The organism is Kribbella hippodromi (genome assembly GCF_039531045.1).
Classification (GTDB): Bacteria; Actinomycetota; Actinomycetes; order Propionibacteriales; family Kribbellaceae; genus Kribbella; species Kribbella hippodromi.
Window position 1 is genome coordinate 73995 of sequence record NZ_BAAAPH010000003.1, and the last position, 21394, is coordinate 95388.

At 67.0% G+C, this 21394-nt stretch carries 17 protein-coding genes; 4 read left to right on the forward strand and 13 right to left on the reverse strand.

The window, feature by feature from the left end:
• Nucleotides 1–379: 379 nt before the first annotated feature.
• Entirely contained in the window at nucleotides 380–1273 is an 894-nt protein-coding gene (locus ABD260_RS05200; protein ID WP_344232167.1) for a LysE family transporter, read from the reverse strand.
• A 481-nt stretch (nucleotides 1274–1754) separates the two neighbouring features.
• Here ABD260_RS05200 and ABD260_RS05205 point away from each other — a divergent pair, with 481 nt between their 5' ends.
• Complete coding sequence (locus ABD260_RS05205; protein WP_344232168.1) at nucleotides 1755–2381, forward strand: DUF6308 family protein; 627 nt, start codon at nucleotides 1755–1757, stop codon at nucleotides 2379–2381.
• 15 nt (nucleotides 2382–2396) lie between these two features.
• Here the strand turns inward: ABD260_RS05205 and ABD260_RS05210 are convergent, their stop codons facing one another.
• The gene (locus tag ABD260_RS05210; RefSeq protein WP_344232169.1) at nucleotides 2397–3932 is read right to left on the reverse strand and encodes an LLM class flavin-dependent oxidoreductase; all 1536 of its coding nucleotides are present in this window, start codon (nucleotides 3930–3932) and stop codon (nucleotides 2397–2399) included.
• 61 nt (nucleotides 3933–3993) lie between these two features.
• The gene (locus tag ABD260_RS05215) at nucleotides 3994–7002 is read right to left on the reverse strand and encodes an AfsR/SARP family transcriptional regulator (protein ID WP_344232170.1); all 3009 of its coding nucleotides are present in this window, start codon (nucleotides 7000–7002) and stop codon (nucleotides 3994–3996) included.
• Between the two features lie 101 nt (nucleotides 7003–7103).
• Between ABD260_RS05215 and ABD260_RS05220 the strand changes: the two genes are divergently transcribed.
• Both ABD260_RS05220 and ABD260_RS05225 read left to right on the forward strand, forming a co-directional pair.
• Entirely contained in the window at nucleotides 7104–7670 is a 567-nt protein-coding gene (locus ABD260_RS05220; protein ID WP_344232171.1) for an NADPH-dependent FMN reductase, read from the forward strand.
• Between the two features lie 27 nt (nucleotides 7671–7697).
• The gene (locus tag ABD260_RS05225; protein WP_344232172.1) at nucleotides 7698–8237 is read left to right on the forward strand and encodes a dihydrofolate reductase family protein; all 540 of its coding nucleotides are present in this window, start codon (nucleotides 7698–7700) and stop codon (nucleotides 8235–8237) included.
• 47 nt (nucleotides 8238–8284) lie between these two features.
• On the opposite strand, the gene ABD260_RS05230 is transcribed toward ABD260_RS05225, so the two are convergent.
• The 9 genes from ABD260_RS05230 to ABD260_RS05275 form a co-directional block, all read right to left on the reverse strand.
• On the reverse strand, nucleotides 8285–9649 hold the full coding sequence (locus ABD260_RS05230) for an FAD-binding oxidoreductase (RefSeq protein ID WP_344232173.1): 1365 nt from the start codon (nucleotides 9647–9649) through the stop codon (nucleotides 8285–8287).
• A gap of 182 nt (nucleotides 9650–9831) precedes the next feature.
• A complete protein-coding gene (locus ABD260_RS05235; protein ID WP_344232174.1) occupies nucleotides 9832–10497 on the reverse strand; it encodes a GntR family transcriptional regulator in 666 nt (221 codons plus the stop codon).
• 76 nt (nucleotides 10498–10573) lie between these two features.
• On the reverse strand, nucleotides 10574–11488 hold the full coding sequence (locus tag ABD260_RS05240; protein WP_344232175.1) for a D-2-hydroxyacid dehydrogenase: 915 nt from the start codon (nucleotides 11486–11488) through the stop codon (nucleotides 10574–10576).
• Nucleotides 11488–12306, reverse strand: coding sequence for a carbohydrate ABC transporter permease (locus ABD260_RS05245; RefSeq protein WP_344232176.1), 819 nt, complete (start codon nucleotides 12304–12306; stop codon nucleotides 11488–11490). The genes ABD260_RS05240 and ABD260_RS05245 overlap by 1 nt, the downstream gene beginning before the upstream one ends.
• On the reverse strand, nucleotides 12306–13205 hold the full coding sequence (locus ABD260_RS05250; RefSeq protein ID WP_344232177.1) for a carbohydrate ABC transporter permease: 900 nt from the start codon (nucleotides 13203–13205) through the stop codon (nucleotides 12306–12308). Before ABD260_RS05250 ends, ABD260_RS05245 begins: the two co-directional genes overlap by 1 nt.
• A complete protein-coding gene (locus ABD260_RS05255; RefSeq protein WP_344232178.1) occupies nucleotides 13202–14503 on the reverse strand; it encodes an ABC transporter substrate-binding protein in 1302 nt (433 codons plus the stop codon). The genes ABD260_RS05250 and ABD260_RS05255 overlap by 4 nt, the downstream gene beginning before the upstream one ends.
• 10 nt (nucleotides 14504–14513) lie before the next feature.
• Nucleotides 14514–14861, reverse strand: coding sequence for a hypothetical protein (locus ABD260_RS05260; RefSeq protein WP_344232179.1), 348 nt, complete (start codon nucleotides 14859–14861; stop codon nucleotides 14514–14516).
• Between the two features lie 1475 nt (nucleotides 14862–16336).
• Nucleotides 16337–17185, reverse strand: a complete 849-nt coding sequence (locus ABD260_RS05270; protein ID WP_344232181.1) for a 2-hydroxy-3-oxopropionate reductase — start codon at nucleotides 17183–17185, stop codon at nucleotides 16337–16339.
• Nucleotides 17182–19239 carry an alpha-amylase family protein gene (locus tag ABD260_RS05275; RefSeq protein ID WP_344232182.1) on the reverse strand — a complete coding sequence of 686 codons (2058 nt, stop codon included), beginning with the start codon at nucleotides 19237–19239 and terminating at the stop codon, nucleotides 17182–17184. The genes ABD260_RS05270 and ABD260_RS05275 overlap by 4 nt, the downstream gene beginning before the upstream one ends.
• Nucleotides 19240–19328: 89 nt before the next feature.
• Here ABD260_RS05275 and ABD260_RS05280 point away from each other — a divergent pair, with 89 nt between their 5' ends.
• Complete coding sequence (locus tag ABD260_RS05280) at nucleotides 19329–20138, forward strand: hydroxypyruvate isomerase family protein (protein WP_344232183.1); 810 nt, start codon at nucleotides 19329–19331, stop codon at nucleotides 20136–20138.
• A gap of 64 nt (nucleotides 20139–20202) precedes the next feature.
• Here the strand turns inward: ABD260_RS05280 and ABD260_RS05285 are convergent, their stop codons facing one another.
• Nucleotides 20203–21198 carry a LysR family transcriptional regulator gene (locus ABD260_RS05285; protein WP_344232184.1) on the reverse strand — a complete coding sequence of 332 codons (996 nt, stop codon included), beginning with the start codon at nucleotides 21196–21198 and terminating at the stop codon, nucleotides 20203–20205.
• Nucleotides 21199–21394 lie beyond the last annotated feature (196 nt).

Below are 21394 nucleotides of genomic sequence, written 5' to 3' on the forward strand. Positions count from 1 at the left end.
ATCCGCAATCCCCACCAGCTACCCATGGCGTGCCGCGGGTCCGGGACGGGCATCCGCAGTCCCCACCAACTGCCCAAGGTGCGGCGCGGGCCCGGGGCGTCCGCGATCCCCACCAGCTGCCCAAGGTGTGCCGCGGGATTCCGGGGCGGGCATCCGCGACCCCCACCAGCTGCCCACGGTGCAGCGCAGGTCCGGGGCGGGCATCCGCAGTCCCCACCAGCTGTCCATGGTGTGCCGCGGGTTCGTGGGCGGGCGTCCGCGATTCCCACCAGCTGCCCAAGGCGTGGCCGGGTCCGGGGGCGGGGTCGTTCGGGTTGGGAGTTGGTGGGTTGGGGTGGGGTGCGGGACGGGTGCGGGTTGGTGGGTTGAGGTGAGGTGGTTAGAGGAGTAGGTGGAGGGCGAGGATGGTGATGAGGGTGCTTGATGCGAGGGCGGTTGTGAGGCGGCCGCGGGCGCCGGTGAGGAGGCGGCCGAGGATGGCGCCGCCGCCGGCGAGGAGCAGTTGCCAGACAGCTGAGGCGACGAACGCCGCGAGCACGAACGCAATCCGCTCCCCCGCAGCACTACCGATGAAGCTGCTCAGCGCACCCGAGCCGTCGTCGCCAGGGCTCCCGACGCCGACATCGGCTCCGCCGGAGCTGGAGCCGCCGATACTCGCGTCGCTGAAACTGGAGCCACCGATACTCGGAGCGCCGGAGCTGGAGCCGCCGATGCTCGGACCGCTGAAACTGGAGCCGCCGATACTTGCATCGCTGAAGCTGGAGCCGCCGGAGCTCGGGGCGCTGAAGCTGGAGCCGCCGATGTTCGGGGCGCTGGAGCTGGCTTCGCCGGTTGTGGTGGTGGTGTTGCCGAGGATGAGGGCGGCGAAGTAGATGGCTGTCCAGGGGTTGAGGAGGGTCATGCCGAGGAGGGTGAGGTAGGCGGTTCGGGGGCTGGGTGGTGAGGGTTGGTCGATCGTGGTGAGGCGATGGGCTCGGTACGTGCGTACTGCTTTGAGGGTTGTTGTGGTTGCGAGGGCGATGAGCACTAGTGCCGAGGCCCAGCGCAGCGGGGTGAGCAGTGGAGCGAGTAGTGGGGAGAGCGCTGAGCCGGCGAGTGCGGCGACTGCTGCGTACACTCCGTCGGCCGTCGCGACGCCGAGAGCAGCGAATGCGCCGATCCGCCAGGAGGTACGGGCGGTCAGCGCGACCAGGTAAGTCCCAACAGGACCGACCGGCATCGCAACCCCAAGCCCCGCCAACGCCCCCGCAATCAGCGTCTCACCGAACGGCATGTGCGCGATCAGCGCTCCAGCAAGCAGGCCTCCGGTTGAGAGGGCGCCTGGGGCGATCACGTGGGGGTCGGGGTTGACCTCCGGTCGGGGGTGGGCTGCTGCTGGGTGCGGGCCGTTTCGGCTCCGTATCCCGGCAGGTTCAGTCCACGTGGTGTTGTCATGGGCTCATGATGGCGACGTGGGTCGGTGGGCTCAATGGAATTTTCGGGTAGTTCCGACACGGACAGTGCCGAGGCTGAACAATCGTGGGTGATGCCGGCAGGCGCGGAAGCATGCGTTCAGTGGCCGCATAGTTACCGAGAGTCTATCGACTGAGCGGGATCCGGGAGCGGATGATTACAGGTTGTGGATAACGGGCAGTGACCCTGGCGTGCGGGTCCCCCGGGAGTCGCTACGATCTGCGGAAACAGCGTGAGGAACGTTCGAAGTATGGTCCGCCCGCCGCGGCGGGTCTGCCACCACAAGTGTGAGGGTGTGGCTCATGAACATCGGTACCCGGAAGATCGTCGTCGACGAGGCGATCGCGCAGTTACGGCTGTACGCCGAGACGAACGGCGCCGTGCTGCAGTATTACGACGGGTTGCCGGGGTTGACCACCGTCGGTGGCTCCGACCCGAACCGGATCACCCTGGAAGACCTCGGCCGGACGATGGTGATCGGCTCGGACCTGCGCGCGATGGACATCCCGTGGCTGCTCGAGGTCGAGGCCGAGAAGGAACTGGCCGCGATCCCGGTCGACGCGCGGCTGGAGGACGCGGCGCCGGGCAGCGAGTTGTTCGCCGCGGCGATGGCGCTGGACGACAAGTTCACCGGGCACCGCGGGTTCGGGCACGCGAAGAAGTCGAAGCTGCTGCACCTGAAGCGGCCGTACCTCTACCCGGTGACGGACAGCTTCATCCGGATGACGTACGGGACCGCGTCGGCCGGTGCGGATTTCCTGTCGGCGGTCCGTGACGACCTGGTCAACCCGGCGAACGTACGCGACTTCAAGCTGCTCCAGGTGCGGCTGATCGCGGAGCCGGCCACCAGCGCCGCCCGGCTGCTCGGCGAGGTGCCGACGCTGCGCCTGCTCGACATCCTCGCCTCGCTCCTGGGTGAAGCAAAGTAAGAGTGCAGTAGGAGCTCAGAAGACGCCGAGCCGGGCGAGCGGTTCGACCAGTTCGCGTTCCTCGTACGACAGGTGCGACTGCAACGTGTCGTCCAACAGGTCGACCGCGGCACGCAAGCCGGCGATGTCGCCGGAACCACCGACCAGGGCGACCAGCGCCTTGTCCACACCTTCGAGGACGTCGTGGATGACCTTGTGCTCCTCCTGCAACCGATCCACCACTGGTCCGAGCGTGGGGTCCGCCCGCCGCAGGTGCGGGAAAAGTGAAGCATCTTCAATCGAGTGATGCGTAGTCACCAGCCGGCAGTACGACTCGCAGTACGTACCCAGTGTCCAGTTGTTCTGCCGCATGGTCATCGTGTTGATGTGCGAACGCGCCGCACCAACCCCCAGCGTCCCCGCGGCGACCTGCTCCACGAGATCGCGCACCTGCTCCAACTCGGCCCGCAGATGGTCATGTACGTCGACCAGGTGCTGCCCCGACTGCAACTGATGCGCCGTGTACGTACGGCCAGGCTCCGCAGCCGGACCGGTCGGCCGTGAAGCCTCATCCAGCACCTGTACGGAACTGCGCCGCACAGCCGGAGCCGGCGTCGGCACGACGCTGAACCCGTCAACCGGCACAGGAGCAGCAACCGGCGCACCAGATCGAGCCGCAACCGATGCACCGGACCGAGCTGCCTCGACAGCCTCACGCACCCCCGCAGCCACGTCAGCGAACCGGCGAATGTCATCCGGCTCATCAGACGCCAGGATGTACGTGCTCATGCCCTCCGCGAGCGTCAACTCCGTCAACTGCTCGATCCACAACTCCTCGGGCCCCTGCAAGAACCCTCCGGCACCAGCACCACCAAACCGCCCGCCGATGTTGTACAACCGCCTTACAGCCGCCGGATCCCGCCCCGCCTCCACAGCCGCCTCGTCGATGAGCTTGTTCATCGCAGTCAACTGCTCCGGCCCCGCGTACCCACTACTGGGCAGCCACCCATCGGCCAGCCGACCGGTGACCGCGAGCATCCGCGGCTTGTACGCGCCCAACCAGATCGACACGTCATGCGCCGGCTCCGGACCGCGCTTCGCCCCCGCAAGCTCGTAATGCTTCCCGGCCAGCCGAATCCCCCCGCCACCAGGCGTCCACACCTCGCGAATGATCGCGATCGCTTCCTCCAGGGCGGTGATGCTCTGCCCAGTCGTCAGCCGCGGACCACCGTTCGCCGCGACCGCCTCCAGGAACCCACCGGACCCCAGGCCGAGCTCGACCCGCCCGCCGCTGATCCGGTCGAGGGTCGCGACGCTGCGAGCGAGCACGACGGGATGCCGCATCGGCAGGTTGGCGACGTTGGTGCTGACCTTGATCCGCTGGGTCTGCGCGGCGACGACGGAGAGCAGCGTCCAGGCGTCCATCAGCCGCGGCTGGTACGGGTGATCCTGGAAGCTGACCAGGTCGAGGCCGGCCTGCTCGGTCAGTTGCGCGAGCGCGATCACCCGGTCCGGGGCGTCGACCGCGGGGGTCAGGAACGTGCCGAAGACCAGCTCGTGGCCGTAGTCCATGGTTCACCTTCACCTGTTCGGAGGGGGTCCGCCACAAAACTACTTCGCCCTACAAATAATCTCAACTACAGAACATTTCGGCCAGGGTGAACGCTTCGTCCGGGCTGAGCGCCGCTCCCTCGGCGCGCGCCGCCGCGTACGCGTCCGCACCCAGCGCGGCCACCGCGGCCGCCTCGGCCCGCTCGACGTCGAAGGTCTCGCTGGCCGCCAACAGGTAGTTCTCGGTCGCCCGAGTAGCAGCGGCACACCCGAGCAACCGGGCGCCCAGCGTCTTGTCGGGGAGGCTCGCCGCCAGGCCCTCCAGCGCCCAGCACATCCCCCGCAGCGACTCGAACTCCTCCGAGACCTGGTAGGCCTCCCGGTGCAGCTCCAGTGCCTCGGCACACCGGCCCTGCAGCTCCCGCGCGAACCCCAGCTCCACCAGCACGAGGGACAGGTAGAGCGCCGGTTCGTCCTGTTTCCGCGACCAGTCGATCATGGCCTGCAGCCGTGCATCCGCCTCGGCCAGTGCACCCGTACGCCGGGCCGCGAACCCTAGTACCAGCTCGGCCAGGGACTGCGTCGCCCGCTGCCCTTGCTCGGTCGCCAGCCGGTACGCGCGCTCCCCGTTCGTCCGCGCCACGTCGTACTGCCCCTGACGGATCGCCGTCCACCCCAGCATGCCCAGTGCGCCCGCCACCTCCGGCCACAGTCCAAGCTCCTCCGCGAACTGCGCGCCCTCTTGGTGGAGTCGCAGCGCCTCGTCGAAGTCACCGACCAGCTCCGCGTGCGCGCCAAGCCAGCTGGTCGCCTGCAACCCACCCCATCCGTCCCCCAACTCACGGAACCGGCGCGCACTCTCGGATGCGTCCGCGAACAGCGCCGGCAAGTCAGCGCGTACGTGCGCATGCTTCGCCCGGGCCAGCAGCACCGCCGCGACACCCCACGGATCGTCGTCAAAGCCCTTCAGCGCCCGCTCGAGCAGCGTCATGCACATCGCCAGATCGCCCGCATCGGACGCCGCGTACGCGATCCACCACAGCCCACGGGCATCAGCGGAGTCCACCCACCGCTCGCGCTCGGCAGCTGCGCGGCTGTCCCCCAGCAGGTACATGAACCCGACGCGCCATGCTCCCAGCGGCACAGCTTCCAGTGCACGCATCGCCTCCAACTGCCGGCCACGCAGGAACCAGTACCAGGCCAGTGCATCCACCAGTCGCGTGGCCAGTTCGGTCTGACCAGTGGCGATTGCGCGGTCCAGTGCCGTACGCAGGTTGGCCGCGTCGTCATCGAGTAGCTGCAACCAGCGTCCTTGCTCAGCGCCGTACAGCTCGGCTGACTCGGCTAGCGAGACGTAGTACAGCAGGTGTCGCTGGCGTACCTCCTCCAGCTCGTCCGCCGCACGCAGCTTCTCCACGCAGTACGCCGCCACCGACTCCAGCAACCGGTACCGCATCCCGTCGACCGGTACGACTAGCGACCGGTCGACCAACCGCACCAGCACATCCAGTACGTCGGGCTCACCGCACACGGCCGCCGCAGCCTCCGCCGTACATCCATCAGCATGTACGGCGAGGCGCCGCAGTACGGTCTGTTCTTCAGCCGAGAGCAGCTCCCAACTCCAGTCGATCATCGCGTGCAGAGTCTGCTGTCGTGGCGCAGCACCCCGATGACCCGTCGCCAGCAGCCGGAACCGGTCATCCAGTCGCGCGACCAGCCCACGTACGCCCAGCGCACGTACGCGCGTAGCAGCAAGCTCCAGCGCCAACGGGATGCCATCCAACCGCCGACAGAGCACGGCAACGTCAGCCACGGTCTCAGCAGTCAGTTCGAAGCCACGCGATGCCGCAGCAGCCCGCGTGACGAACAGCTGCACCGCACTGCACCCACTCACCTCCTCCGGCTCCAGGGTCGGTGCAGGCACTTCAAGCGGCGGAACAGGCCACACGACCTCGCCAGCCAGACCCAGCGGCTCACGGCTCGTTGCCAATACACGCAGCCCGGGTGCGGCGGCCAGCAACCGGTCCGCGAGTGCTGCGACGTCCTCGATCACTTGCTCGCAGTTGTCGAGTACCAGCAGCCGAGTGCCCATCACCGCAGCCAGCCGGTCAACCGCGGGCGCGCTGCCGGCGTCCCGGAGTTCCAGGGCGACCTGTACCGCGTCTGTCAGCGCATCCTGCACCGACAGCGCGTCGGGAGTCACTGCGGCGAGCTCGACCAGGAGAACGCCGTCAGCAAACCGGTCCGCGGCCAGTGCACCCGCAGCAACCGCCAGGCGGGTTTTGCCCACACCGCCCGGCCCAGTGAGCGTCACCAACCGCGAAGACGCCAAACAAGAGGAGATCTCAGCGAGTGCGTCATCGCGCCCAACCAGCTCAGTCAACTGAGCTGGAAGGTTGCTCCGCGCGTGCGGCAGCTCCTGCGTCAGAATCGACTGCTGGAGCTCCACTAGCCCCGGACCGGGATCAAGACCGAGCTCCTCCAGCAGCAGCTCCCGCAGCTCGTCAAAACTCTCCAGCGCCTCCGTCTGCCGACCGGCCCGGTACAGCGCCTTCATGTACGAAGCGCGGAGCCCCTCCCGCAGTGGATGCTCTTTGACCAGTGCAGCGAGCTCAACGGCCGGCAGCTCCGCCCGCTCCACCGCAGTGAGCCGTAGTTCGGTCAACCGCGCTACCGCCGTCTCGACGAACGCGAAGTCCGCAAAGTCCGCGTACGCCGGGCCGCGCCACAACGCGAGCGCCGCATCCACCGACCCCGCCGCCACTAGCTCACTGAACCGCAGCGCATCGCAGGAAGCACTGGAAACGGCCAGCGAGTACCCAGCCGGACCGGACTGCACCAGCGCTCGACTACCCGGCTCCGCGTCCTCGAAAGCACGCCGTAGCTGGGACACCTTCGCGGACAGCGTCCCGGCAGGGTTACCGGGCAGGTCAGAGCCCCACAGGTCGTCGATCAGCCGATCCGCCGGAACCGGCCGCCCCTCGTGCACGAGCAGGTCCGCCAGCAGCGCACGCACCTTCAACCCCTGAATGGCCACGGGAGTCCCCGCAGCTGTCCAGGCCGTCACCGGCCCCAGCACCCCGAAACGCATGCCCGCACCCTATTCCGACGACCCGGCAGTGCACGGGAAAGTACCGGAAAGAAACCGTAAACCCCTTCCGGCAGAGTCTGTACCAGACGGAAGGAGGACGGATGATGCGACTGGCAGTGATCATCGGAAGTACCCGGCGTGGCCGGTTCGGCCCGACCGTGGCGCACTGGCTGGCGCAGCAGGCGGCGAAGCAGTTCGACGTCGACCTGGTCGACCTGGCCGCCGCTGATCTCCCAGCTACTCTCCCTGACACGGACGACAAGACACCACAGACCGTGGCAGCGCTCGCACCGAGGCTCCAGGCGGCGGATGCGTTCGCTGTGGTGACACCGGAGATCAACAGCAGCTTCCCGGCCGCACTCAAGACCGCACTGGACTGGTACTACGAGGAGTGGCACGCCAAGCCGGTCGCGATCATCAGCTACGGCCGGGAAGGCGGCGGCTGCCTGGCCACGGCACAGCTGCGCCAGATCTTCACCGAACTCCAGGCCGTCACCATCCGGAACACCGTGACCCTGCCCTGCTACTGGGAGCAGTTCACCGCCGACGGCGGCTGGCCCAAACCGTCGGCCGGCTACGAAGCGGAAGCCAAAGTCATGCTCGACCAGCTGGTCTGGTGGGCAGCCGCACTACAGCATGCTCGCACCGAGCGTCCATACCAACCTTGAAGCTGCGAAACCCGAGAGGAAAGCACCATGAGGAAGCTGATCGAATCCACCTTCATGACCCTGAACGGCGCCATCGACGCTCCGCAGAACTGGAGCCCGCCGTACTGGGACGACGAGCACATGGCCTACAACGCCGGCCTGATGGAGGGCGTCGAGGCGCAGGTCCTCGGCCGCGTCACGTACGAGGGGTTCGCCGATGCCTGGCTGTCACGCGCCGGTGACCCGTTCGCCGACCAGTTCAACGCGATGCCCAAGTACGTCGCCACTCGTACGCTGACCGAGTTCAAGTGGAACGCGCAGCGGCTCGAAGGCGATGCGGCCGAGGCGGTCCGGAAGCTCAAGGAGTCCGAGGGCGGCGACCTGATCAAGTACGGGACCGGGGAGTTCTCCAAGACCCTGCTGGAGCACAAGCTGGTCGACGAGTACCACTTCTGGATCTTCCCGGTGCTCGCCGACGGCGAGACCATGCTGCAGGGTTCCGGCATCGAGCCGACCCACCTCGAGCTGCTCGGCACGACGACGTTCAAGTCCGGCATCGTCGTCCACAAGCTCGCCCCGAAGGCCTGACCAGCAGCGGCCGGTACGCCGGCGTACCGGCCGCTGCTGTTAGTTGCCTAAGGCATGATGTTCTGGTTCAGATGGAACAGGTTGTCCGGGTCGTACCGGCGCTTGACCTCGGCCAGCCGGTCGTAGTTCTGCCGGTAGTTGTCCCGGATCCGGCCCTGGTCGTCACCGGCCATGAAGTTGATGTAGCCACCGGCTTCGGAGTGCGGCGCGATGTCGTCGTAGTACGACCGGACCCACGAGATCGCCGACTCGTTGTCGGCCGGATCCGGCCACATGCCGGCGATCACGGTCGCGAAGTTCGCGTCGCGGTAGGCGAACGCGGTGCTGTCGGCGGTGACCCGGTGGCAGGCGCCGTTGATCGGGTAGATGTGCACGGTCGAGTTCACCGCCGGCAGTCCGGGCGCGTGCCGCAAGTGCGCCTGGATCGCCTCGTCGGTCAGCTCGGTGACGAAGTTCGCCTTCCAGTAGTGCTGCAGCCCAGGCGGTACGAGCGCGTCGAACGCACTGTTGATCGCCGGGTACGGCATCGGGCCGACCATCTCCGCGACCACCGGCGCGAACTCCCGGAACTTGGAGATTTGTGCCTCGCCGTCGGCCGGGTCGCCGGCCCAGCAGCCGACGATCGCCGCGAACGGCTCGCCGTGCCGATTCTCCGGAATGAACGGCAGCGGCGGCGCGATCTGGAACGCCGGGAACCCGCCGAGTTGCTCGGGCGCGTCCTTGATCAGCTCCCGGAACCCGGTCAGTACGGCGGTCGCGTCGGACAGCTCAAAGAACATCGGGCCGCCGTACACCGTCGACACCGGCGCCAGCCGGAACTCGAGCGCGGTCGCCACGCCGAAGTTGCCGCCGCCACCGCGCAACGCCCAGAACAGGTCCTCGTGCTCCTTCTCGCTCGCGATCACGAACTTCCCGTCCGCGGTCACCACGTCCGCCGACACCAGGTTGTCGCAGGACAGCCCGAGCCCGCGGGCCAGGTAACCGATCCCGCCGCCGAGCGTCAGCCCGCCGACACCGGTGGTGGAGATGATCCCGCCGGTCGTCGCCAGCCCGAACGCGTGTGTCGCCGCGTTGAAGTCGCCCCAGGTCGCGCCGCCCCCGGCCCGCGCGGTCCGCGTGGCCGGATCGACCCGGACGAAGCGCATCCCGCTCAGGTCGATCACCAGCCCGTCGTCGACGGTGCCGAACCCGGGCACGCTGTGCGCTCCGCCGCGAACCGCGAGCTCCAGCTCGTGCTGCCGCGCGTAGTCGATCCCGGCCATCACGTCACCGGCGTTCTCGCACCGGACGATCACCTGCGGCCGCTTGTCGTGCATCGCATTGTTGACGTGGCGCGCCACGTCGTATCCGTCGTCGCCCACTGTCAGAACCTGACCCCGGACCCGTCCCCGCAGGTCCTCGATCGCACTCATGTCCGCTCCCGAACCGTCGCCCGTCGCCCCTTGGCGCGCGCGAAGCACGCCATCCAGACCGGTGACCGCCGTCGAGTGCAGCGCGAAAACGTCACCCCAGAGCGTCTGAATCCCCGACGGGCACGCAGCCCTCCCCCAGACTCGCCCGTTCACCCCGACCTTCCCAAGCCGGAGCGGTTTCGTCAATCCCCGGCGAGGCTGGTGAGCAGCCGTCCCTGGGCCTGCTCGAGGTGGTACGCGAGATGCTCCGCCGCGGCCGTCGGGTCCTTCGACTGGATCGACTCCAGAATCGCCGCATGCTCCTGCGCCACCGTCGCCGGAGCGGCCTTCCGGTGCGCCTGGTACTGCCCCATCGTCAGCTGCACCTCGCCGATGATCAGCTCATGCATCCGCGCCAGCCGCCGGCTGCCGACCGCGGTCACCAACGCGGTGTGGAACGCGATGTCCGCGTCGACCTGGTTCTCGAACAGGTGGTCGCGGGCCGCGTACTCGATCGCGACCTGCGCGCGGGCCGCCTCGGCCGGCACCTCGCCGCTCGTCGCGAGCGTGGCCACCGCTGCCTTCTCGATCGTCATCCGGCTGAAGAACAGGTCCCGGATCTCGTCCTGGTCCAGCACCGGGACGACCGCGGTCTTGTGCGCGGTCCGCCGCAGCAGGCCGAGCGCGGTCAGCCGTTCGAGGGCGGCCTTCGCGGTCGGCCGGGCCACGTTGTACTCGGTCGCGAGCCGTACTTCGGTGAGCTTTTCGCCCTGCGGGATCTCGCCGTTCACGATCCGTTTGCGGATCGACTCGTACAACGCGTCGGTCAGCGAGGACGGCCCGAGCTCAAGCCGCACTTCGGTACTCACGAAACCCCCTCGGTACGCAACTGGTCTGGCAAGTGTACTGGCCTGGCGTGACGCACTGGTGCTCCGACGCGGGGCACTAGTAACCAGCGGCCTTGTCGACCACGTTCCGCAGCGGCGCGCCCGTGACGAACCGGTGCAGATTGTCGACAACGATCTCCTCCGACCGGCGCAGGGTGCCGTCGCTGGTCGCGCCGTTGTGCGGGGTGATCACCACGTTGGGCAGCGACCAGAACGGGCTGTCCGGCGGCAGCGGTTCCACGTCGTGTGCGTCCAGCCCGGCGCCGGCGATCTGCCCCGTACGCAACGCTGTCAGCAACGCGTCGTCGTCCGCGATGCCGCCACGGGAGATGCAGATGAAGTACGCCGACTGCTTCATCCGCTGGAAGGCGTCCGCCCCGAAGATCCCGGTTGTCGCCGGCGTCCGCGGGGTGGTGACGACGACGAAGTCGGATTCGGCCAGCAGCTGGTCGAGATCGCACAGTACGTCCACGTTCGGCGACGGCTGGTCCGGCCGGCGGCGTACGCCGAGCACACGCAGGTGAAAAGCCTTCGCCTTCAGCGCGAGATCCAGTCCGGAGTTGCCGAGGCCGTAGATCCCGACCGTACGACCGGCCAGCTCGCTGTGCCGGTAGTGGTCCCAGCGGTGCTCGTTCTGGGCGCGCATCCAGCGCGGGACATCGCGGTTCAGCATCAGCATCAAGAGCAGCGCATGCTCGGCCAGTGAGATCCCGCCGTTGCCCGCGCTCGAGGTCAGCACCACCTGCGATGCCAGCATCTCCGGGGTGAGATCGGCGTCGACCCCCGCGGACGGGCTGTGTACCCAACGCAGTTTCGGCAGCCGCCCAAGAACATCGGGTGGTACGCGGCCGATCACCGCCTCGACCTCGTCGTACACGTCCTCGGCATCGGTCAACCTGTCGACAAAGCGCAACCGCGCACCGGCAGCCGCTGACACGTACGCCGGTGATTCCTTGCCTACCACAACGATCATCACTTCAGTCCCGTCGTCGCGATACCGCGGATCAGGTACTTCTGGGCCACGGCGAAGAAGATCAGGATCGGCAGCAGCGACAGCAACGACATCGCGAACAGCATGCCCACCCCGCTCTGGGTTTCGGAGTCAACCATCGAGTTCAGCGCCACCGGTACGGTGAACGCCTGCGTCCTGGTCAGGTAGATCAACGGTACGAAGAAGTCGTTCCAGGTCCAGATGAAGGTGAAGATCGTCGTCGTCACCAGCGCCGGACGCATCAGCGGCAGCACCACGTACCAGAACGTCAGGAACGGTCCGGCGCCGTCGATCCAGGCGGCCCGATCGAGTTCGCGCGGCAGCGTACGGATGAACTGCACCATCAGGAACACGAAGAACGCATCGGTGGCCAGGAACTTCGGGATCAGCAGCGGCCAGTACGTGTTCACCAGACCGAGCTGCGAGAAGAAGATGTACTGCGGGATCACCAGGACGTGGAACGGCAGCATCACCGAGGCGAGCGTGATCGCGAAATACACCGTCCGCATCCGGAACTGCAGTCTGGCCAACGCGTACGCGGTCAACGAGCAGGAGAAGAGATTGCCGACAATCGACCCGATCGTGACCAGCAGCGAATTCACGAAGAACGCCGAGAACGGGCGGTTCAAGGCATGCCAGCCCTCTTTGAAGTTCTGCAGCGTCAGCTCGTGCGGGATGATGCCCGGCTCGGTCAGGATCTGCTCGGGTGGTTTGAACGCGCTCACCACCATCCAGATCAGTGGATAGATCATGAACGCGACGAACACCAGCAGGCCGGCGTGTTTCAATGACTTGGGCATCAGCTGTCTCCGTAGAAGACCCAGTACTTCGAGACCAGGAAATGCAGCGCGGTGACAATCGCGATCGCGACCATCAGGACCCACGCCAGCGCGGACGCGTAGCCCATGTCGAACGCGACGAAACCCTGCTGGTACACGTACAACGTGTAGAACAAGGTCGAATTCGCCGGACCGCCCGTACCGCCGCTGATGATGTGCGCCTGGGTGAAGGTCTGGAACGCGCCGATCGTCTGCAGGATCAGGTTGAAGAAGATGATCGGCGTGAGCAACGGCACGGTGACATGCCTGAACTGGCGCAACAATCCGGCTCCGTCGACGCGCGCGGCCTCGTACAGCTCGTCCGGGATCTGCCGGAGGCCGGCCAGGAAGATCACCATCGGCGAACCGAAAGTCCAGACGTTCAGGACGATCAGGGTGGCCAGTGCGGTCCGCGGATTCTGCAGCCAGCTTTCGCCGTGGATCCCGACCAGCGCCAGGCCTTTGTTGATCAGACCGTCGTCACCGAAGATCTCCCGCCACAGAATTGCGATCGCGACACTTGATCCGAGCAATGAAGGGAGATAGAACGCGCTGCGGTAGAACGCCAAGCCACTCAGACCACGATCCAGGATCAGTGCGAGGAGCAGCGCGAATCCCAGTTGCAGCGGCACGGACACCACGACGTACATCAGGGTGACTTTGACCGAGGCCCAGAATTGGTCGTCGTGGATCATCCGCTGGAAGTTCGCCAGCCCGGTCCATTGCGGCGCGTTCAGGATGTCGTAGTTCGTGAACGCCAGGTACAGCGACGCGAGCAACGGCACCGCGGTGATCAGCAGGAACCCCAACTGCCAGGGGATCAGGAAGACGTGCGCGGCCCTCCCCTGGCGGTTGAGGTGAAACTCCGAGCGCGGCCTCATGAGGCCCGCTTGATCCCGGCGCCGATGTCATCGAGCAGCTTCTTCGCGCCGTCGGGTACGGACCGTTTGCCGAGCGCGATCTCCTCGCAGACCCTGGTCATCGTGGTCCGCCAGGTGCTCGAACCGGACGGTGCCTCGTACCGTGGTTTGCGCTCCGCCGTCCGCTCCGTGGCGACTGCCGCGAGCATCTCCTTCTCGTCCGGGCTGGCGAACTCGGCGGCCTGTTCGGCGACCTTCGGGTTGGTCGGCGCGCCCATCGTCAGCCGGACGGTCTTGAGCATCTCCGGGTTGTTCACGTTGTAGTCGAGGACCTTCCCGGCCGCCTCGAGGTTCGCGTCGTCGATCCGCTGGTAGATCGCCATCCGCGGGAAGTACAGGAACTTGTGCCCGGCCTGCGCGTCCGCCGCGACCGGCGCCGGCCGCAGCCGGAACTTCTCCTTCGGGAACATCTTCGCGTCGTCGATGATGTGGTTCGAGTTACCGAACATCACCAGCGTCTTCTTCCCGACCTGCGCCCAGTCCGGGCCCATGCCCTCCTGCTCGCTGAGCGACAACGCACCGCCGGCCTTGCGCAGCTTCTCCCACCAGTCGAGCCAGCTGCCCACACCGTCAGCGGTGAACCCGGGTTGCCCGTCCTCCGTCCACAACTGCTCACCCCGCTGCCGCAACCACGCCTCGAAGGTGAGATCGTGATCGGGAACGTACGGAACGCCCTTGCGCTTCCCGGGATTGTTCTTGCTGTAGGCAACGAGCAGGTCGGCCAGACCGTCCCAGGACCAGCCGGGCCCCGGCGCCGGAATCTTCACTCCGTCGGCCGTCGCGACCGTCTCGTTGTAGCGGATCACCGGCGTGGAGATTGCGAACGGCAACGTGTTCAGCTGCCCGCCGAGTTTGAAACCCTCGACATCCTCCTTGCTGTAGTCGTCCCACTTCAGCGTCGGGATGTCGTCGAGCTTCCGGTACAGCTTGCTCTTGTGGTACGTCATCACCTGCGGCGACGCGATCCAGAAGATGTCCGGGACGTCCCGGGCCGCGATCTGCGTCGTCATCCGCTCCTGGAAGGCGGTGTAGTCCGCGAACTCCGGCTCGATCGTGATCTCCGGGTTCGCCGCGGTGAACTGCTTCAGCGCCTTCGTGTAGTTCTGCTGGCGGATGTTGTTGCCCCACCAGGCGTACCGCAGGGTGACCTTGTCACCACCGCCGCCGCCTGGGCCGCCGCCGCTCCCGCCACAACCCGCCACCGCGGTCGCGGCCAGCCCGGTGCCTAGCGACAGCTTGAGAAATCCTCTTCGATCCATCGTGCTCTCCTCACTCACAGACCAGAACTTCGAACAAGCCGATCTCCGGCAGTCGCACCCATCCGTCGGTCAGCGGGAGCCGTTGGGCTGCGCGGAGTGCGGTGACTTCGCGTACGCCTGCCGGTACGCGGAATCGCGCTGGGCCGATGGGTACGGGTTTGGCGAAGCGTTGATCGGTATCCCCCGATCTGTTCAGCAGATGGACGACGAAGCCGGCCGCCGATCTGCCCGTCACAATCTCGATCTGCTCGGGGAGGTCGGTTTCGACCACACCGCCGACCTGTTGCAGCACCAGGTCGCGGTACGCGGTCAGGCCGACCTCGCGGTACGCCCGGCCGATCGTCCAGGGGAACAGCACAGTGCTGCCGTGCTAAGTCGGATCGTAGCCATGTCGTTCTGTGAGCCAAGGAGTTGGTCTTGTGAGTTGTCTTCCTAAGACCGCTTGGCCTCCGACTTCGTCCGTTGCTACCACCTGAAACGCGCCGACGACCGGTATGCCGCCTTCGAGGTGCAGACCTTGCACAGTTGCCTCGGTTTCGTACGCGGCCAACCGCTGCACGGGCAGTTGCGCCGGCTGCGTACGCCCGGTGGCAATGATCCGGCCGGCGAAGTCACCTAGGTCGATCGGGCCGAGGTCCGGCAGGACGACCGTTCGGTAACGGGCGAGGTCCACTTCGCCGAGGCGATCCAGCGGCAGTACGTCGAACGGGACGTGGCCTTGCAGCAGCGCCAAGTACAGACCCTCGAACTCGGCTCGCTCCCCTTCGGGCCTCACCAAGAGCGTCTCCGCGGCCGGTACGAGCTCGCGGTAGACCTCCTGGTGATCCCGATGGAACCGGGTCAGCTCACTCGCGATCTCCAGGCATTCGTACTTTGCCGTGCCCATCACGTACGTGGACGGATTCGCTCCGCGCGCGATCGCCTGGATGAGGTACTGCGCGAAGTGCAGCGGGTCCTCACTCGCCAATCGGTACGGCATGTCGACGAACCCGACCGCGTTCGTCAGCACCGGAACCGCCGGCCGGTACGTCTTCGCCGCGCTCACGCTCTCGCTGGTGCGGTGATGCCACAGCCGCCGTCCGACCGCGTTGTTCGCTTCGTGGAAGACGATGTCGGCCTGATCGCCCAGTACGAGCGGAGCCTCCGGCCGGCGGCTCGCTAGGTGGTCCCGGATTCGCCCGGTCAGCTCGGCCAGTACGCCCTTCGCGAAGCGCTGCCAGTCCGCGTACCCGGCCGCGTCGCGATCCGCCGGAAGCACGCCGTCGTACCGCTCATGACAGGCGACGCAGTGGCAGACCCCGTGGTACGCGCGGCTGTAGTCGACCTCGTTGAACGACATCCAGTTGCAGAAGAAGCCGTCCAGCGGGTAGCGGTCGAGCACCTCGTCCAGTACCTCGAACAGCTTGACCTGGTAGTAGTCGCCGCTCGGGCAGACACTGGTCAGACCAGTGTACTTCTGCCGCGCACCGCCTGGTCCGACAAAGCACCACTCCGGATGCGCCTCGGAGCGCCGGTCGTCGATCTTGGAGAAGTCCATCCGGCCCATCACGCGAATCCCGCGTCGCGCCGCGGCTTGGACCGCGTCACCGACCAGGTCACCGGACGGGCGGTCGGACAAGTACGGGTTGCGGGTCTGGAAGTCCAGGTCCGTCGGGTAGTTGGAGAGGATGCCGCCGACGCTCAGCAACCAGGTGTCGGCGCCGAACTCCTCCAGATCGTCGAGCACTTTCTCGACGTCCAGACCCGCGTCGACCTCCCGCAAGTTCGTCTGAAACATCCGGAAGGGTTCTTGCCACCAGAGCTTCGTCCCTGTGTTGCGGGTTTGAGAGGCAGTCATGTCCGCTCCCGGCGCAACGTACGGTACAACGCGGAGTGGTCCAGGTCTCCGTCCCCATCCGCGATCGCGGCGTTCATCAACTGCTGCGTCGCCGCTGTGTTCGGCAACGCGAGATCCAGCTCGGCCGCCGCCCGCACCGCCAGCCCGAGATCCTTCCGATGCAACCGAATCCGGAACCCGGGCTCGAAGGCCTCCCGCACCATCCGCTCGCCATGTACCTCAAGGATTCGGGAACCAGCGAAACCACCCATCAGCGCCTGCCGGACCACCGCCGGATCAGCGCCCGCCCGCTCGGCAAACAACAAGCCTTCGGCAACAGCTTCGATGGTCAATCCAACGATGATCTGATTGGCCACCTTCGCCGTCTGCCCAGCGCCGGCCGCACCGATCAACGTGACATTGTTGCCCAGTACCTCGAAAATCGGCCGCGCCCGCTCGTACACCTCAGGCCGTCCACCCACCATGATCGTCAGCGACCCCGCTCGCGCACCGACCTCGCCACCCGACACCGGCGCGTCGAGATAGTCACATCCGAGCTTCTCGATCGACTGCGCGAACCCGACCGTCGCCGTCGGCGAGATCGAACTCATGTCGAGCACCAAGGATCCGGCCCGCAAACCCTCGGCCACGCCGCCCGGCGCGAACAGCACCGACTCAACATCCGGCGTATCCGGCACCATCAAGATCACGACCTCGGACCGCTCCGCGACTTCCTTCGCGGAGCCGCACAAGACCGCGGCGAGATCGGTCCGCCCGCGGTACACCGCGAGCTCATGTCCGGCGGCCAGCAGGTTGTCCGCCATCGGCCGCCCCATCACGCCCAACCCGATGAACCCGATCCTCATGCGTCGCTCCAATCGACGTGGACGACCTCGAGCAGCCCGGCTGTCGGGATCTCGACCTCAACTCGCCCGTCAACCACCGCCGCCTCGACCTCGACGCTTGCCACCAGCAACCGAACCTTCACGTTTTGGGCAGGAACCGCGATCGACACGGTTTGCGGTGGCAACGGCAACGTCTCGCGGATCGGGCCGCGCATCGCCATCGGGTTCGTAAGGTTGACCAAGGCAACGGCCACGCCGGTCTCGCCGCGATGCACGGCCACGTCCACCAGCCCGGCGCCTTCGACCGTCACATCCGGTGTCTTGCCGAGCGCCCATCCGACCGCGTTCGCGATCAGCTTCTGATGATCGGCCTGCAGTGCTTCCCAGAAGAGCGCGCCGAGGTTGAACGGGAAGTACACCGTCCGCCCGCCCCGCGCGTTCTCGGTACAAACCATCGCCGGCTTGTCCGGTGCAGCCCGTGGGTACACCTCTTCCATCGGCAGATCCGGGAAGTCCGGGATGAACCGGAAGGGCGCCGTCGCGTCCGACTCGATCCCGATGATGTGGGTACCGCCAATGATCCGGGTCGTACCTTCGTACCCGGCGTTGAGCGGATGCGCGTCGGTCAGCGCGATGTAGTTGTTCTGCACCGGGCGGCTCGGCTCGGTCAGGTGGATGTTCAGTACGTCGGCCAGACCGAAGTCGGAGCGGGGCGCACCGTTCTCGTCGTACAGCGAGCTCTGGTACGCCGCGACCAAGGAACCACCGTTCGCCACGTACGTACGCAGCGCCGCGCACTGTTCGTCGCCGAGCTGCTCCGCATTCGCGAGCACGATCACCTTGAACTCGCTCAGCCGTTCCGGCGTCAGCAACTGGTCAGACACGAACTCGAACGGGACCCGTGCCTCGACGAGCGCCTGGTAGAAGCCGTCCTCGTGATCGTTGTCACCGGCCCGCAATTCGCCGATGCGGGTCGGGTCCAGCAGCGCGACCTCGGCGGTGATCCGCATCGTTTTGAGCACCGGCTCGACGTCCGCGTGCAGGTTGAACGCCTCGATCACCGGCTGCACCCAGCGCCGGTCCGGCACGCTCGCGTTGAACTTGGTGAACCAGGGCATCGCACCGTGCGCGAACCCGTCCACGATCCACGTCTTCGTCTCCTCGACCGGCGCGACCGAGTCCTTCCACCGGTACTTGTGCTCCGGACCGACCGAGGTGATCAGCTGCACGGGGCGATCGGGGAAGACGGCCCGGTTCCGCTTGCCGTTCCGGCCGGCCGACCACGGCGCCTCGATCCCGTGCCGGCCCTGTTTGTCGATGATGAACAGCGGTGCGACTGGTTCGGCCAGTTCACTGGCCAGATCACGGGCCGCGAGCGCACCCATGTTCGGGATGAACCGAGCGTTCGGGCGCAGGTCCCGTACCGCGCGATCCCAGATGCCGACAAGTTCGCCGAGCTGCCGCCGGCGCCACGCGACGTACTCCGGCCAGCGTTCACCGTGCTCCCGGTCCGGCAAGTCCAGTCCGGTCTCGTCGCGGAACGACTTCTGGGCGCCTTCGCTGTAGGAGATGCCGTAATAGCCTTCCCACCGGTTCGCGAACACCGCGTCGACGCCGTACTCGCGAACGATTTCGCGGATCACTTCGGTGCTGAACTCGCGGTGGTACGGCGTGAACGCACAGGTCAGCCAGATGCCCGGGTACGCCCAATGCTCGATCGGATTGCCGTCGCGATCACGCGCAAGCCATTCCGGATGCGCCTCGGCGGCGTCGGCGTGAATCGCGTGCGGGTCAACGCGGGCCATCACCTTAATGTTCAGACCGCGGGCGCCGTCGACCAGGGTGCCGAACGGGTCGGTGCCGGCGAGGTACTTGCTGCGGTAGTGGTACTCGATCTCGGTCGGGTAGTAGGCGACGTACCCGCCCGCGCTGATGCAGGTCGCGTTGGCCTTGCTGTCCCGCATCAGCCGCAACCAGAAGTCGGCATCGAAGTGCTCGGGGTCGTCCTCCGCCAAGGTGATCTGCGCCCACCGCGTCGCGGCCGCCGGCCAATCAGGATCGGAATCGGTGTGCATCGCGCCTCCGGAGTCGCCAGGATGTGCTGGTCCGTAGATTGTTAGACAAGAATGCACGACTGGCAAGAGCTGATGTTAGTCTCCTCGCCATGGACTACCGCGGCCTCGAACTGAGTGCGAACGTCTCGATGCTCTTCACCGAGCTCCCCTACCCGGACCGCTTCGCCGCCGCCGCGCAGGCCGGCTTCCGCGTGGTCGAGTCCTGGTGGCCGTTCGCGGACCCCGACCCCTCGCCGGCCGAGCTCGACGACTTCCTCCGGACGATCTCAGCGGCCGGCGTATCCCTCGGCGCACTGAATTTCTACGGCGGCGACCTCCCCACCGGCGAACGCGGCGTCGCGTCCCATCCGGATCGGCAAGAACAGCTCGCGGCGAACGTACGCGCCATGGTCGGCATCGCCGAGCGAACCGGCTGCCGACTGTTCAACCTCCTGTACGGGCAACTCGACGTCCGCTGGTCACCGGAGGACCAGGCGAAAACCGCGGTCGACGCGATCCGGTCAGCCGCGTCAGCGGTCGACGCCGTCGGCGGAACCGTCCTGATCGAGCCACTGACCAAAGGTTTGAACGGCAGCTATCCGTTGCTCACCGCGGATGACGTACTCGAGCTCCTGAACGGACCACTCCACGACGTCGAGAACCTCTCGCTGCTCTTCGACACCTTCCACCTCGGCAGCAACGGCGTCGACCTGGTCGCCACCGCGTCCACCGTCCCAGTCGCCCACGTCCAGCTGGCCGACTCCCCCGGCCGCGGCGAACCCGGCTCCGGCACCCTCCCGATCGACGAAACCCTCGACGCCCTCACAGCCGCCGGCTACCAAGGCGCAGCCGCCTGCGAATACAACCCAACCACCAACACCCACACCAGCCTGACCTGGACCCACCGGTCGAGCCGATAACCCCAACCACCTGGTCCGACCAGTACCTCCTGCACTGGTCTGACCAGTGGACTGGGTGACTGAATCAGCTGTTCGCGACGGTGGTTAGCGCGGCGGCTACTGCTGCCACTGCGGGGGTTCGGGTGCGGCGGGTGAGCAGGAAGACTTCCCTGGCAACCTCCCCCTCGGCCGCCAGGCGTACGGCGACACCTGCCCCGCCTAGAGCCATGCCCGTCTCACGGCCGGCTGTGCCTACCCTGCGTGGGGCGACACCTTCCTTGCGGTGCGCTTGTTCTGTCACGGAGGCGGGTTCTCTGCCGGCCCGGATGACGAGGTCTGGGAGTAGCGCGGCGGCGCCCGTCGTGCGTACCAGCTCGAGCAGGATCAGGAAATCGTCTGAGCTGTACCGGACGTCTGGCTCGAATCCACCGAGTTCCCGGCAAACCCGCACGGTCATCTCCCGATGCCCTGTCCCGGGCTGGCACGCGGCCCAAGCGAGCTCACGGAGATTCACGAGCGGAACCCGCTCCGCCTTCGCCTCCTGATGATCCGCAGGCAGCACGATCCGGATCTGCTCCCGGAGCAGAGGTTCGCGCCGCAGATCCGCATGAATAGGACGCGGCTGCCCGTCGTACTCATCGCCGACGATCACGTCCAACTGCTGCAACCGCAACGCCGGCACCGCCTGCTCGACCTCCAGCTCCGAGGCCTCAACCCGGATCTCCGGATGCGTACCCGCCAAGCTACGAATCGCCGGCGCGACCACCCGAATGAACGCCGACTGAAACGACGCGATCCGCACCACGCCCGCCACCCGCCCGGCCGCCACCGCTGCCAGCTCCGCCTCGGCCGCCTCAACCCCTTCCAGCAGCACACCCGCATGCCGTACGAGCACCTCACCGGCCGCCGTCAACCGCACATTCCGGCCGACCCGTTCAAGCAGCCGCGTCCCGGTCTCCCGCTCCAGCACAGCCAACTGCTGCGAAACCGCACTCGGCGAGTACCCGAGCGCCCGCGCCGCCCCATGCACAGTCCCCCGCCCCCGCACCTCCCGCAACAACCGCAACCGATGCAAATCCATCGTTGTCCCACCCCTCCCAACCCAGCCGCCAATCAGCCCACCGACCCAACCCGCCGCCCCGGCCCGGCACGACCCCGGCCCCGCACGATCCGGGCCGTCGACCCGGGGGCTGGACCACCCGGCCCGTACGACCCAGCCCGCCGAACCCCGGCCGATTCCGGTGCATCGAACCCAGCGCGATCTATTTGTTCAGTTT